The following is a 13,606-nucleotide window of genomic DNA, read 5'->3' on the forward strand; positions in this document are numbered from 1 at the left end:
AGCAGGCAAAGGTTCCAAACACCTTTTCCCGTGGAGAACGAATGCTCGATCCCGATTACGTGCTGTTCGCGCAAGTGATCGAGGCCGGCAGCCTTTCGGCGGCCGCGCGCGCGCTCGGTATCTCGCCCGCGATGGCGTCGAAGCGGCTGGCGCGGCTGGAGGCACGGTTGGGCGTGCGGCTGATCCAGCGCACGACGCGGCGGCTGGCCGCGACGGATGCGGGCGAGCGTTTCCATGCCGACGTCAGCGCGATCCTGCACGAGATCGCCGCGGCCGAGGCGCGGGTGACAGGCGTCCGCGACGAACCGGCCGGAGTGCTGCGCGTCTCCGCGCCGACCTCGTTCGGACGGTTGCACATCGCGCCACGTCTCCACGACTTCCTGCGCGCCGCCCCGCGCGTGTCGCTGGAGCTGAACCTGACCGATGCCAATGTCGATCTGGTCGCCGAGCGCGTCGATGTCGCGGTGCGGATCGCGCGCGACATCCCGCCAAGCCTGACCGCGCACCGGCTCGGCAGCAGCCCGCGGCTGTTGTGCGCCGCGCCCGCCTATCTCGCCGAACATGGCCAGCCGCGCACGCCCACCGACCTGCTGCGACACCGGCTGCTTGCCGCCGAGGGACAGTGGCCGTGGCAATTGGTCAACGGGCGGCGGCGAGAGGCGATCGACGCACAGAGCCATGTCCGCACCAATTCCAGCGAGATCGTGCGCGAGCTGGCGCTGGCCGGAGTCGGGATCGCGTTGCGATCGATCTGGGACGTCGGCGATGCGCTGGCAGCGGGGCGGCTGGTCGCGGTGCTGCCCGGTTGGGAAGGCCCGCGCGATCTCGCGATCCACGCGCTGCACCCCCGTGCGCCCGCGGTGCCGGCGGCAGTGACGGCATTCGTCGCGTTCCTGAAGAAGACGCTCGACCCGGCGCCGTGGTCAACCGGGGGCGTAGCGGGAGATCGGGATCGCGATCAGGCAGCGGACGCCATCCGCGCCTAACGCGAACGAGGTTCGCGCGCCGAGTTGATAGGGCAAGGCGCGCTCGATCAGTTCGCGGCCCTCGCCCGAGCCGAGCGGCGCGGTATCGGCCGGCGGCATCGCAACGCCGGTCTCATGCCAGTCGATGTGCAGCCAAGGCGTCTGATCCTCTGCCGGCACGACCGCCCAAGTGATCGACAAGCGCCCGCCCGCCGCGCCGAGCGCGCCATATTTCACCGCGTTGGTGGCGAGTTCGTGGAGCGCCATCGCCAGCGTCTGGACGATCGACGACCGCAGGCGCACGCCCTTCGGCCCGGCGCGCGTGACCGCGGTCGCCTCGCCGTCGAGCGCCGCCAGCTCCGCGTCGAGCAGGCTGTCGAAGGTGACGCGATCATCGTCGGACAATCGCGACAACAAGCCCTGCACGCGCACCAGCGCCTGCAAGCGATCGCCGAAGCGTTGGCGGAAATCGGGCAGGTCACGGCTCGACCGCGCGCTCTTGTCCGCGATCACGCGCACCACGCCGATCAGGTTGCGGGTGCGGTGCTGGAGCTCGGCGATCAAGACCTGCTGGCGCTCTGCCCAGGCGCGCCGTTCGGTGACGTCGATGATCGCGCCGACCATCCGCACCGGCTGCGCGGCCTCGTCGAAGAAGAAGCGCCCGCGCGCGGAATGCCAATGGAGCGAGCCATCGGGATGGACGACGCGGAACTCCTGCGCATAGGGACGCCCCCGCCCATCGCTTCCTCCATCAGCGTCTCCGCCTCGGCGCGATCGTCGGGATGGAGGCGCGCCAGCCATGCGTCATAGCTTGGCTCGACCGAGCCGACCGCATAGCCCTGAAGCTGGTAGTGTTCGGCCGACCAATGGACCTCGTCGGTGGCGACGTTCCAGTCCCACAGGCCGATCCCGCCGACCTCGACCGCGTTGCGCAGCCGCTCCTCGCTGCGGGTCACCGCCTCGCGCGCGTGGCGCGACGCGGTCACGTCGGAGGTGATGCCGCCGATCAGCACCACCTGCCCCTTCGCGTCGCGGATCGGGAATTCGGTGGTCCGCAACCAACGGGTCGCATCGTCGGACGCGCAGCGGATCCGGTAATCGACCGTGACATGCTCGCCACCGCGCACCCGCGCGACCGCCGCTTCGACGCGCGCGCGGTCCTCGGGCAGGATCAACGCCAGCCAGTTGCGATAATGGTCGCCCGTCAGCACCACGCTGCGCCGCTGGCCGTAGATCGTGCGGAACGCCGGAGTGACGTAGCGCCAGCGCAACGTGTCGGCATCGCGGATCCACAAGGCGTCGCGCGAGGCGTCGCCGAACAGCCGCAGCAATTCCTCACGCTCGCGCAGCCGTTCGGTCGCCTGCCGCTGTTCGGTGACGTCGAAGACGACGCCGTGCAGGATGCGCGTATCCGGCCCGTCCGCACGCCCGCGCCACCGCAGCCAGCATCCCGCGGTCGGGCCGGCGACGATTTCCAATTCGCCATCCAGCTCTTCGCCCGGCACGATCCTGCGTTCGATGAAGCCGTTGACGGCGGCACGCCCGACCGGCGACAAACGGGCGCGGAATTCCGCCGCCGCGCGCGGCTCGTCGCTGGCCGGCATGCCCCACAAGGCGAAGAAGCGCGCATCGCCGCGCACCTCGCCGCTCGCGAGGTCGACGCGCCACGCCCCCATGCCGCCGCCGTCCAGCGCGATGCGGCGCATTTCCTCGCTGCGCCGGACGACCTCGGCGGCGGTGCGGCGCGCGGTGACGTCGATCCCGCTGCCGAACCATTCGATGACCTGGCCCTGCGCATCGACGACCGGTAACGCGCGTGACGCGACCCAGCCGATCGAGCCGTCGGGGCAGCGGATGCGATGCTCCAGCTCGAACATCGACGGCCCGTCCAGTGCGGTGGCGATCGCGGCGAATACTGCGCCGCGATCCTCGTCAGGGATGAAGCGCTCCACCCAGTCGCTGACCGGCGCATCGACGTCGAGCAGCATCTCGCGCCCCTCCAGCCGCAGCAGCTGGCTCCAGTCGGCGCTCATCCGGAACAGCATGTGGCGGCCGGTCGCCGCCATCATCCGGAGCTGCGCCTCGCGGTCGCGCAATTCCGCGGTGGTGCGACGGTGATCGGTGACCTCGACCAGTTGCTGCAACGCGCCGGCGACCGCCCCGTCCGCATCGCGCACCGGGATCCAGGTGAGATCGAAGGTGCGGCACTGGAACTCGCCGTTCGCATCGCGCAGCGCTGCCTCGCGCCCGGCGACCTCCACCGCCTGCCCCGTCCAGACGGTCGCTAGCCGGCGCGCGACCTCCTGATTGTAGATCTCGCTCCACCCCTCCCACACCGGGCGGCCGAGCAACGCCGGATGCCGGTCACGCGCGATCTCGATATAGGCGTCGTTATAGAGTTGCAGCAGCGCGTCGCCCCACAGCAACGTCGCGGGACGCGGCATCGCGAGCATCGTCTCGATCGCCGACATCAGCTCGGCAGGCCAGTCGGTGAGTGCGCCCAGCGCGGTGGCCGACCAGTCGAAGGCGCGGATGCGCGCCGCCATGTCTCCGGTGCCGAACGGTCGCGTCATCACTGGCTCCATCCCGTCAGCAAAGCGCCAACATTAAACTTTAGCAAGATAAGCCTTTGGCGCTGCAAGCATGATAGCCGTCCGGCCGCCGATCCGATAGTGTCGGTGACAGTCATCAACATGGCGAAAACCGATCATGAAGCTGCTGATCGTCGAGGACGACGTCGAATATGCCACGGCGCTGCAGGCCGAACTGGCGCAACGCGATCACCAGGTCACGATCGCGGAGACGGGGCCGAGCGCGCTGACCGCTGTCGAGCGCGATGCGTTCGATGCGATGATCCTCGACTCGATGCTGCCGCAACTCAGCGGCGTGCGCGTGGTCGAGCGGTTGCGTGATGCCGGGCACAATCTGCCGGTGCTGATGCTCTCCGCGCTGGGACGCTCGGCGGAGAAGATCGGCGGCCTGACCGCGGGCGCCGACGATTATTGCGTCAAGCCGACCCCCGCCGCAGAGATCGAGGCGCGGCTCAACGCGCTGTTGCGCGCGCGCGGCTGGACCGCCGTCGGCGAGGGCGACATGCTACGCGCCGGCGACATCGTCATCAGCCCCGGCCAGCATCGCGCGTGGCGCGGCGAGGAACCGCTCGACCTGACGCGACTCGAATTCGGGCTGCTGACCGAGTTGGTCCGCCACGCCGGCAGCTATCTGACGCGCGCGATGCTGATCGAGCGAGTCTGGGGCTATGATTTCGAGCCGGGCACCAACATCGTCGACGCGCAGGTGAGGCTGCTCCGCCGCAAGCTGACCGCGGGCGGCGGCGACGATCCGATCGCCACCAAGCGCGGCGTCGGTTACATGCTGCGCGCGTGACATGCGGCTGCTGGAGGCGTCGCTCGGGCGGCTGACCGCGCTGTTCCTCGGTGCGTTCGGTGCCGCGACCGCGCTGACCGGCTATGCCAGCTATTCGGCGTCGCGACACACGATCGAGACGTTGGTCGACCGCCGTCTCGACGAAGTCAGCCGCGCGCTGCTCGACGAATCGCTGCGGGGAAATGCGGCCGCGATCCTGGCGCGGATCGCGGCCTTGTCCACGCAGCGCGAGACGGGCGACCTCGGGTTCGAGCTGACCGACGCCAAGGGACAGCGGCTGGGCGGCAACGTGAACGTGTCCGGGCCGGTGCCGCCGGGCTTCTCGACGCTGGGCGACAGCGTGCTGCCCGGCACCGCGACGTTCCGGATGCAGCGTCGTGACGCAGGCGGCGGCTTGCACCTGGTGACGCTGGTCGAAACCGAACCGATCGAGGGTTTCGCCGCGGTGTGGCTGCGCAGCTATGCGCTTGGCTTCGGCCTGATCGTCCTCATCGTCGTCGCGGGCGCGGTGTCGTTCAGCACGATCGTGCGGCGACGGATCGGCGAACTGCGCACGACCGCCGAGGCGATCATCGACGGCGACCTGACGCAACGCGTCCCGGTCGAGCCGGGTAGCGGCGCCTTTGCCGGACAGGCAGCGACCTTCAACCGGATGCTCGACCGGATCGCGGCGCTGGTCGAAAGCCTGCGCCACGTCGGCGGCGATGTCGCGCACGATCTGCGCACGCCGCTGGCACGGCTGCGCAGCCGGTTGGCGCTGATCGTCGCCGAAACGCCGACTCCCGCGCTCGAGGCGACGCTGGAGCAATGCGACGAATTGCTCGCGATGTTCTCGGCGATCCTGCGCATCTCCGAGGTCGAGGGCGGCGAGCGGCGGACGGCCTTCCGCGCCTTTTCGCTGGCGGGGGTGGCAACCGATGTGACCGAAACGCTCGCGGCGAGCGCCGACGACAGTGGCCATGTCCTGACGCTGACGGCGATCGAGGACGGCGAGATCGAGGGCGACCGGCAATTGTTGACGCAGGCCGCGCTCAATCTGGTCGGCAATGCGCTGACGCACAGCCCACCGGGGACGCGGGTGACGGTGGCAGTGACGCGCGCGGCGGCGCAGATGCGGCTGACGGTGACCGACAACGGACCGGGCATCCCGGCGGAAGGACGCGCGACCGCGTTGCGGCGCTTCGGCCGGCTGGATGCGAGCCGCCATCGTCCCGGGCACGGGTTGGGCCTGCCGCTGGTCGAGGCGATCGCGCGGATGCACGGCGGGACGCTGTCGTTGGAGGATGCCGGGCCGGGGTTGTGCGCGACGATCGCGGTGCCGGTGGCGGGATAGTCGGTGGGGCGTCGTATGGGGCACGCCCTTCGACAGGCTCAGGGCGAACGGGGGAGTTAGATCAGGATGCCGTCGAGCCGACGCACGTTCGTCATTGCTTCGCTGCGCTCGCAATGACGGCTCCGGTTCGAAGTTATGTCATCGCACTGCAAAGGCGTCGGTCCGGCACGGAGGCTGAAGGACCCGCGCATCGACAGGTTTGGGTCGTGATGGAAACGCGTTTACCCAGCATCGTCATTGCGAGCGCAGCGAAGCAATCCAGGGTCGGACCAGGACGCCCTAGATTGCTTCGCTGCGCTCGCAATGACGGCTGGGCGCAATTCATGTCATCACACTCGTGGCAAACGGAGGTGTACCCCCACCGTTCGTGCCGAGCCTGTCGAAGCACCTGCCCGATGCGCCTCGCTGTCCTACTCCGCCTTCGTCTCTTCGCCGTAGAACAGCTCGCCCCGCCGGATCTCTTCGCGGCCCTGCGAGACGCGATGCGCGTTGGTGTCGCGCAGCGAATAGACGCAGCCGCAATATTCCTGCTGGTAGAAATGCTCGCGCTTGGAGATTTCGATCATCCGCGCCGCGCCGCCGGCCTTGCGCCAGTTGAACGTCCAATAGGCGATATCGGGATAATGCGCCGCGGCCCGCTCGCCGCAATCGTTGATCTGCGCCATGTTCTTCCAGCGCGAGATGCCGAGCGACGAGGTGATGACGGGGAAGCCGTGCTCATGCGCGTAAAGGGCGGTCCGCTCGAACCGCATGTCGAAGCACATCGTGCAGCGCAGCCCGCGCTCCGGCTCGAACTCCATCCCGCGTGCGCGCTTGAACCAGTTGACCGTGTCGTAATCGGCATCGACGAACGGAATGTCGTGCTTCTCGGCGAAGCGGATATTCTCCTCCTTGCGAAGGACATATTCCTCCTTGGGGTGGATGTTCGGATTGTAGAAGAAGATCGTGTAGTCGATCCCGCTCGCGGTCATTGCCTCCATCACCTCGCCCGAACAGGGCGCACAGCAGGAATGGAGCAGCACTTTCTTCTGCCCGTCGGGCGGGGTCAGCAGCGGGCGGTCGTATTCGGTCGTCATGCGCGCCGCCTTAGCGGAAAATGGGCGGATGGTCAGCGGGGTTTCCGGGAGCAAGCGAACCATCATCGATGATTTGGATGGAGACCGTTCGTGCTGAGCTTGTCGAAGTACGTGCCCGGAACACGTCCTTCGACAAGCTCAGGACGAACGGCGGGTTTTTCAGCGCCGCATCAACCCGCCGAGCACGCCGCGCACCACCTGCCCCAGCAAGCCGCCGCTGCTGGCACCGCGCCGCGAGCCACCGAACACCGCCTTGGTCACTTCGTTCGCCACCGCGCGTCCGACCGCCGACGAAGCCGAGCGCGACGCCGAGGTCATCGCGCGGTTCCACGGATCGCTCGACGACTCGCGCTCGGTCGCACGGCGCGCGCGGTCTTCCTCGCGGGCGGCGCGATCCGCCTCGCGCGCGGTACGCGCATCTTCCTTCGCCTGTGCCGCCGCCGTCTTCTCCGCATCGGTCGACGCACGCGCTGCGGCCGCCGCAGCGGCGGCCTCCTGGGTCTTGGCGGCGAGCAGTTCCTCCGCCGACTCGCGATCGACCAGCGTGTCGTACTTCGTGCCGATCGCATCGGTCTGGATCAGCGCGCGACGCTCCTCAGGCGTCACCGGGCCGACGCGGCTCGACGGCGGCCGGATCAGCGTGCGCTGCACCGGCGACGGCGCGCCGTCGCGCTGCAGCAACGACACCAGCGCCTCGCCGGTGCGCAACTCGGTGATCGCGGTCGCGACATCGACGCCGGGGTTGGCGCGGAACGTCTCGGCCGCGGCCTGCACCGCCTTGCGGTCGCGCGGGGTGAAGGCGTTCAGCTTGTGCTGGATGCGGTTGCCCAATTGCCCCGCGACGCTGTCGGGCACGTCGATCGGGTTCTGCGTGATGAAATAGACGCCGACGCCCTTCGAGCGGATCAGCCGCACCACCTGTTCGATGCGGTCCATCAACGCGGGCGGCGCCTCGTCGAACAGCAAGTGCGCCTCGTCGAAGAAGAAGCATAGCTTCGGCTTGTCGGCGTCGCCGATCTCGGGAAGGAATTCGAACATTTCGCCGAGCAGCCACAGCAGGAACGTCGAATAGAGCTGCGGCGATGCCATCAACTTGTCGGCGGCGAGGATGTTGACCAGCCCCCGCCCGTTGTCGTCGGTGCCGAACAGGTCCGCCAGCGCCAGCGCAGGCTCGCCGAAGAAATGCTCCGCCCCCTGTGCGCGCAATTGCAGCAGCGCGCGCTGGATCGCACCGACCGATTGCTTCGAGACGTTGCCGTAGCGGGTGGTCAGTTCCTCGGCACGCTCGGCATAATGCGCGAGCATCGCTTGCAGATCGTCGAGATCGAGCAGCAACAGCCCTTCCTCGTCGGCGACGTGGAAGGCGATCGTCAGCACGCCCTCCTGCACCGCATTCAGCCCCATCAGCCGCGCGAGCAGCAGCGGCCCCATCTCGCTGATCGTGGTGCGGACCGGATGGCCCTGCTCGCCGAACAGATCCCAGAATTGCACCGGCGTATCGGCATAATGCCAGTCGCTCGCCCCGATCTCGGCAGCGCGCGCGGCGAAGGCTTCGTGCGTCTTGGCGGTCGCTGCGCCGGGCATCGCGAGTCCCGACAGATCGCCCTTCACGTCGGCGAGGAAACAGGCGACCCCGGCGTTCGAGAAGCCCTCGACGATCCCCTGCAAGGTCACGGTCTTGCCGGTGCCGGTCGCGCCAGCGATCAATCCGTGGCGATTGGCGCGCGCCAGGTCGAGCCGCTGCGGATCGGCCCCGCCCTCGCCTGCGCCGATCAATATGGTGCCGCCGTCCGCCACGCTTTCTCTCCCAAGCAAAGGGCCACCGCATCATGCGATGCGATGGCCCGATTGGCTAGGACTTCGTCGCCTCGTTCACTTCGTCACTCCGGAGTTGTTCCGGGGTCCACCGTTCCGCGCACTTGATGGCTTTGTGCGTCGCGTCGCCGTGGATGCCGGAACACGTCCGGCATGACGGAGGAAGTTCGGTGGCGGTTTAGATCACAGCCTCTGTGACAGCAAAGGCGTTACTTGATCTTCACCGCAACGAAACCACCGGTCTGGCGACCGCGGGTTAGGCTGAGCAATACCGAGGGCCGGCCTGCCGCCTTGGCCGCGGCGACGATGCGCGCGACATCGGCGCCGGTCCGCACCGGCTGCGAGTTGACTGCCGAAATCACGTCGCCGCGCTTCAGCTTCTGCCCCGCATCGCTCGACGGGTCGACGCCCGCGACGACCACGCCCTGCACGGTAGAATCGACGCCGATCGAGCGCGCGATCTGCGGGGTGAGCGGCTGGACCGAGATGCCGAGCGAGCTCGATCCCGGTGTCGCCTGCGCGCCGCTGTCATCGTCGGGCAGCCCGTCGTCACCTTCGCCGTCGCCGTTGATCGCGGCAAGCTGATCGTCGGTCGGACGCGTCGCCACGACGGCGTTGAGCGACTGGCGCTTGCCATCGCGAATTACGTCGAGCTTGATCGTCGAGCCCGGCGCGGCATCAGCGACCAGTGACGACAGCGTGCGGTCCGGCGTCACCGCCTGGCCGTTGATCGCAACTACGACGTCGCCCGCGCGCAGCCCGGCCTTGGCACCCGGGCCGCCCGGCTCGACCCGGCCGATGATCTCGCCCTGATCCTTAGGCAGACCCAGCGCGCCGGCAATGTCGTCCGTCATCCGCTGGATGCTGACGCCCAGATAGCCGCGCTTGACCACTTCGCCCTTCATCAGCGTGGCGAGGATCGGCTTGGCCTCGGTTGCCGGGATCGCGAAGCCGATGCCGATGTTGCCGCCCGACTGCGAATAGATCTGGCTGTTGATGCCGATCACTTCGCCGTTCAGGTTGAACATCGGGCCACCCGAATTTCCCTGATTGATCGCGGCATCGGTCTGGATGAAGGTATCGAACGGACCGCCGCCGGTCTGACGATGCACCGCCGAGACGATGCCCGCGGTCACGGTGCCGCCGAGCCCGAACGGCTGCCCGATCGCGACCACCCAGTCGCCGACGCGCGCACGGCTCGAGTCGCCGAGCTTCACGAACGGCAGCGGGGTCGGCGAGGTGATCTTGAGCACCGCAAGGTCCGAGGTCGGATCGCGGCCGATCAGCTTGGCCTTGTATTCCTTCTTGTCCTGCAGCGTGACGGTGATCGACTCGACCGTCGCACCCTTCGCCGCCGGCGCGATGACGTGATTGTTGGTCACGACATAACCGTCCGCCGAGATCAGGAAGCCCGACCCGAGCGACTGGCCCTCGCGCGTGACCGGCGCGCCGCCGCCGCCACCGCCACCGCCGCCGCCGAACTGGCCAAACAGGTCGCCGAACGGTGTGCCCGCGAACGGGTTCGGCTGCTGCTGCACCGTCACCTTCTGCGTGGTGGAGATGTTGACCACCGCCGGCTGAAGCTTGGCGACCATGTCGGCGAAGCTCATCGGCGCACCGGCGCGCGGCGCCGCTGCGCTGATCGCCCCCGGCTCGTTCTGCGCGATCTGCGCGGTGGCCGGGTTCTGGAGCGCGAGCGACGCGGCCGTGCCGCCTAGCAGCAGGGCGCCGGTCAGGGCGTAAGCGTAACGCACGGTTTTCATGTCCTCTTGGTCACCCGATCCGAAAGTGAAGAATACATTGCCCCATGTGCGGCAATCCTGATGAACGGCGTTTGAATATGAACGGCGCGCTCATCGTCGATTAACGACCACCGCCTTCGAACGCGCGAAGATAGCCATTGTTCGGGCTCATGATGATATTGGTCGAACCTTCCGGCTGCGGCCCGCCATCGGCACCGAACGTATGGCGATAGCTCTGCATCGCACGATAGAAGTCATAGAAATCAGCATCCTTGCTGAACGCCTCGGCATAGATGCGCGCGGCTTGCGCATCGGCCTCGGCGCGGACGATCTGCGCCTGCTTCTGACCCTGCGCGCGGATCGTGTTCGCCTCCTGCTGCCGCGCGGTCCGCATCCGCTGAAGCGCGCTGTCGAGCGGGCTGCCCTCGGGCAGGTCGGCATGCTTGATCCGCACGTCGACGATCTCCGCACCATATTGGCGCGCCGAGCCCTGCAACGAATTCTGGATCGCATCCATGACCGCGCCGCGTTCCGGGCTGAGCAACACCGCGAACGGCACCTTGCCGAGTTCGTTGCGCAGCGCCGTACCGAGCAGCGGGCGCAGCTGATCCGCCACGCGCTCCTCGGTGTTCGAGGTGCTGCCGGTCGACGTCACCGCCTTCAGCGGATCGACGATGCGGAAGCGCGCATAGGCGTCGACGTTGAGCCGCAGCTGATCGGTCGACAGCACCAGCGTATTGTCGAGATCGGCGTCGAGCACGCGCTTGTCGACCCAGACGATCTTGTCGATGAACGGCACGCGCGCGATCACGCCCGCGCCGGTGTTGCCGATCATCTGCCCCGGTTGCCACTGGTTGACCAGCCGCACCGGATTGTTGAGCCGCAGGACCACAGCCTGCTGCGTCTCGGGCACGATCGCGAAGGTCGCCGCGGCGAGGATCGCCAGCACCAGCGCCAGCATCCCGATCGCGATCGGGTTACGCATCACCTGGTGCATCAGCGCTGCCCTCCTGCGCGGGGGCGGTCGTCGTGGTCGTGGTCGTGCTTCCCTGCGTCGGCTCGACCAGCTTCTTCGCGCGATCGAGCGGCAGATACGGCGTGACGCCGGGTGTCTCGACGATCGTCTTGTCGGTCTTGGCCAGCACGGCCTCCATCGTCTCGTAATACATGCGGCGACGCGTCACCTCTGGGGCGAGGCGATATTGCGCATAGACCTGGTCGAAGGCCGACGCCTCACCCTGGGCGCGCGCGATCACCTGCTGCGAATAGCTGCGCGCGTTGTTGAGGTTGCCGACGGCTTCCTGCTGAGCGGCGGTGACGGCGTTGAAGTCGTCGACCAGGGCCGCAGGCGGCGACGCCTGCTTGATCGAGACGCCCTGCACGCGCACCCCGGCCTGATAGCTGTCGAGGATCTGCTGCATGACCTGCGTCACGCGCGCCTCGATCAGCCCACGCCCTGCACCGATCGCGTCGTTCATCCGCGTCGTGGCCAGCACCGCGCGCATCGCGCTCTCGGCGGTCGCGCGGACGGTTTCCTGCGGGTCCTTGATCTCGAACACGTAATTGCGCGGATCGGACACGCGCCAGCGCACCGTATAAGCAAGGTCGATGATGTTCTGGTCACCGGTCAGCACCGTTTCCCCGCCGTCCTGCGGGAATTCGTCGGTGCGCACCTGCTCGACGTCGACCTTGGTGACGTTGACGATCGGCGCAGGAAGGGTGACGCGGATGCCGGGCTCCAGCATCCCGGAATATTTGCCGAAGTAGGTGACGACCCCGCGCTGCTGCGGCCCGATCTGGTGGAAGGACGTGAGCAGCAGCCAGACCGCGATCAGCAATCCGACGCCGATCAGCCACAAGGTTCGCGCCGACGTGCCGAGCGGCAATTGCGGACGACCGCCGCCCCCGCCGCCACCGCCGCCGACGCGCGTCTTCTTGAGGAATTCGTCGAGCGCGGTCGGCTTCGACGAACCGCGCCGCCCACCCGGGGGCACCGACCACGGATTGCGCGGGCCGGCACTGTCGTCGCCGCCGCCTCCCCACGGTCCATTATTGTTGTCGGCAGCAAGGATGATCGGGCGCCGGAGCCAGCGTCGCAGGATGGTCATGTGGTCTTTATAGGTGCGCCGTTCACGAAAAACAGTGGCAAGCGGCCTGCACGCGCCTACGGATCGCCGCCATGGACCAGAAAGATGTGGCAGCAGCCGTCGCCTCGGTGGCCGGAACCCGTGCGACCGTCCGAATCGAGGGACAGCGGATCGGCGTGGTGATCGACGCCGCAGGGCTCGACGCGACCGCGCGCGACGCGCTGGAAGCGAGCGTGCGGATGGCGGCGGAGCGGCCGGGCTATGAGGTGCGCACCGTCGTCACCGCAGAGCGTGTCGCGCGCCGGATCATCGCGGTCGCCAGCGGCAAGGGCGGCGTCGGCAAGTCGACGCTGTCCGCGAATCTTGCGATCGCGCTGGCCAAGGCCGGGCGGCGCACCGGGCTGGTCGATGCCGACATCTATGGTCCGTCGCAGCCGCGGCTGATGGCGGTGGAAGGCACCCGACCCGAGGCGCGCGACAAAGTGTTGCTGCCGGTCGCGACGCCTTATGGCGTGCCGCTGTTGTCGATGGGGCAGTTGGTCGAGCCCGGCCGCGCGATCGCGTGGCGCGGACCGATGACCGCGGGCGCGCTGGGGCAGTTGATCGATGCCGACTGGGGCGCGACCGACACGTTGGTGGTCGACCTGCCCCCCGGCACCGGCGACGTGCAACTGACGATGGTGCAGAAGCATCGCCCGGCGGGTGCGGTGATCGTCTCGACCCCGCAGGACCTCGCGCTGATCGACGCACGCCGCGCGATCGACCTGTTCGAAAAGGCAGGCGTGCCGATCATCGGGCTGGTCGAGAATATGGCGGGCTATTCCTGCCCGCATTGCGGCGAAGTGTCGGATCCGTTCGGTCACGGTGGTGCGGAGGCGGCGGCGCGAGAGGCGGGGATTGCGTTTCTGGGGCGCGTGCCGCTGGATATCGCGATCTCGCACTGCCTCGGACGCGGGGCAGCCGCCGGCGGCGCTGGCGGACGACCGCGTGTTCGCTCCGATCGCGGCGCAGGTCGCGGCGTGGCTGGCGGCGGGGTGAGTGGGTGTGTGCCGCTGCGGAGTTGATCCGGGGGCTGTTGTTCGTGCGGTGGGGCGGTCGAACATCATGCGCGCGCGGCGCACGTCCTTCGACAATCTCAGGACGAACGGGGTGGGGGAAACCCGGCACCTATGGTGAGGGCGAGGCATCTCCTCACACGTCA

9 protein-coding genes and 2 pseudogenes are annotated in these 13,606 nt (G+C 68.2%); 4 read left to right on the forward strand and 7 right to left on the reverse strand.

Features of this window, described 5'->3' with window-relative positions:
* The first annotated feature begins 41 nt into the window (after nucleotides 1–41).
* On the forward strand, nucleotides 42–986 hold the full coding sequence (locus QP166_RS11535; protein WP_333916025.1) for a LysR family transcriptional regulator: 945 nt from the start codon (nucleotides 42–44) through the stop codon (nucleotides 984–986).
* Here QP166_RS11535 and QP166_RS11540 read toward each other — a convergent pair.
* Nucleotides 924–1,589 carry a sensor histidine kinase gene (locus QP166_RS11540; RefSeq protein ID WP_333917329.1) on the reverse strand — a complete coding sequence of 222 codons (666 nt, stop codon included), beginning with the start codon at nucleotides 1,587–1,589 and terminating at the stop codon, nucleotides 924–926. The two genes, QP166_RS11535 and QP166_RS11540, sit on opposite strands and share 63 nt — an antisense overlap.
* An 18-nt stretch (nucleotides 1,590–1,607) precedes the next feature.
* Nucleotides 1,608–3,550, reverse strand: a pseudogene (locus tag QP166_RS11545) (PAS domain-containing protein); the annotation flags it as partial.
* Nucleotides 3,551–3,674: 124 nt separating this feature from the next.
* Between QP166_RS11545 and QP166_RS11550 the strand changes: the two are divergent.
* Nucleotides 3,675–4,352: a response regulator transcription factor gene (locus tag QP166_RS11550; protein ID WP_333916027.1), complete on the forward strand. Its 678-nt coding sequence runs from the start codon at nucleotides 3,675–3,677 to the stop codon at nucleotides 4,350–4,352.
* Between the two features lies 1 nt (nucleotide 4,353).
* Nucleotides 4,354–5,685: a sensor histidine kinase gene (locus QP166_RS11555; protein WP_333916028.1), complete on the forward strand. Its 1,332-nt coding sequence runs from the start codon at nucleotides 4,354–4,356 to the stop codon at nucleotides 5,683–5,685.
* 410 nt (nucleotides 5,686–6,095) lie between these two features.
* Here the strand turns inward: QP166_RS11555 and QP166_RS11560 are convergent, their stop codons facing one another.
* From QP166_RS11560 to hflK, 5 genes are all read right to left on the reverse strand, one after another.
* Nucleotides 6,096–6,761 carry an epoxyqueuosine reductase QueH gene (locus QP166_RS11560; protein WP_333916029.1) on the reverse strand — a complete coding sequence of 222 codons (666 nt, stop codon included), beginning with the start codon at nucleotides 6,759–6,761 and terminating at the stop codon, nucleotides 6,096–6,098.
* A gap of 159 nt (nucleotides 6,762–6,920) precedes the next feature.
* Nucleotides 6,921–8,558, reverse strand: a complete 1,638-nt coding sequence (locus QP166_RS11565; RefSeq protein ID WP_333916030.1) for a helicase HerA-like domain-containing protein — start codon at nucleotides 8,556–8,558, stop codon at nucleotides 6,921–6,923.
* A 227-nt stretch (nucleotides 8,559–8,785) separates the two neighbouring features.
* A complete protein-coding gene (locus tag QP166_RS11570) occupies nucleotides 8,786–10,330 on the reverse strand; it encodes a Do family serine endopeptidase (protein ID WP_333917330.1) in 1,545 nt (514 codons plus the stop codon).
* A gap of 109 nt (nucleotides 10,331–10,439) precedes the next feature.
* Nucleotides 10,440–11,315 (reverse strand): protease modulator HflC, encoded by an 876-nt coding sequence (gene hflC / locus QP166_RS11575; protein ID WP_333916031.1) that lies wholly within the window; start codon nucleotides 11,313–11,315, stop codon nucleotides 10,440–10,442.
* A complete protein-coding gene (gene hflK, locus QP166_RS11580; protein ID WP_333916032.1) occupies nucleotides 11,296–12,426 on the reverse strand; it encodes a protease modulator HflK in 1,131 nt (376 codons plus the stop codon). Before hflK ends, hflC begins: the two co-directional genes overlap by 20 nt.
* A 71-nt stretch (nucleotides 12,427–12,497) precedes the next feature.
* Here hflK and QP166_RS11585 point away from each other — a divergent pair.
* Nucleotides 12,498–13,443, forward strand: a pseudogene (locus QP166_RS11585) (Mrp/NBP35 family ATP-binding protein).
* The last annotated feature ends 163 nt before the right edge of the window (nucleotides 13,444–13,606 follow it).

The sequence above is a fragment of the Sphingomonas sp. LR60 genome (assembly GCF_036855935.1).
In the GTDB taxonomy this organism is placed as follows: Bacteria; Pseudomonadota; Alphaproteobacteria; order Sphingomonadales; family Sphingomonadaceae; genus Sphingomonas.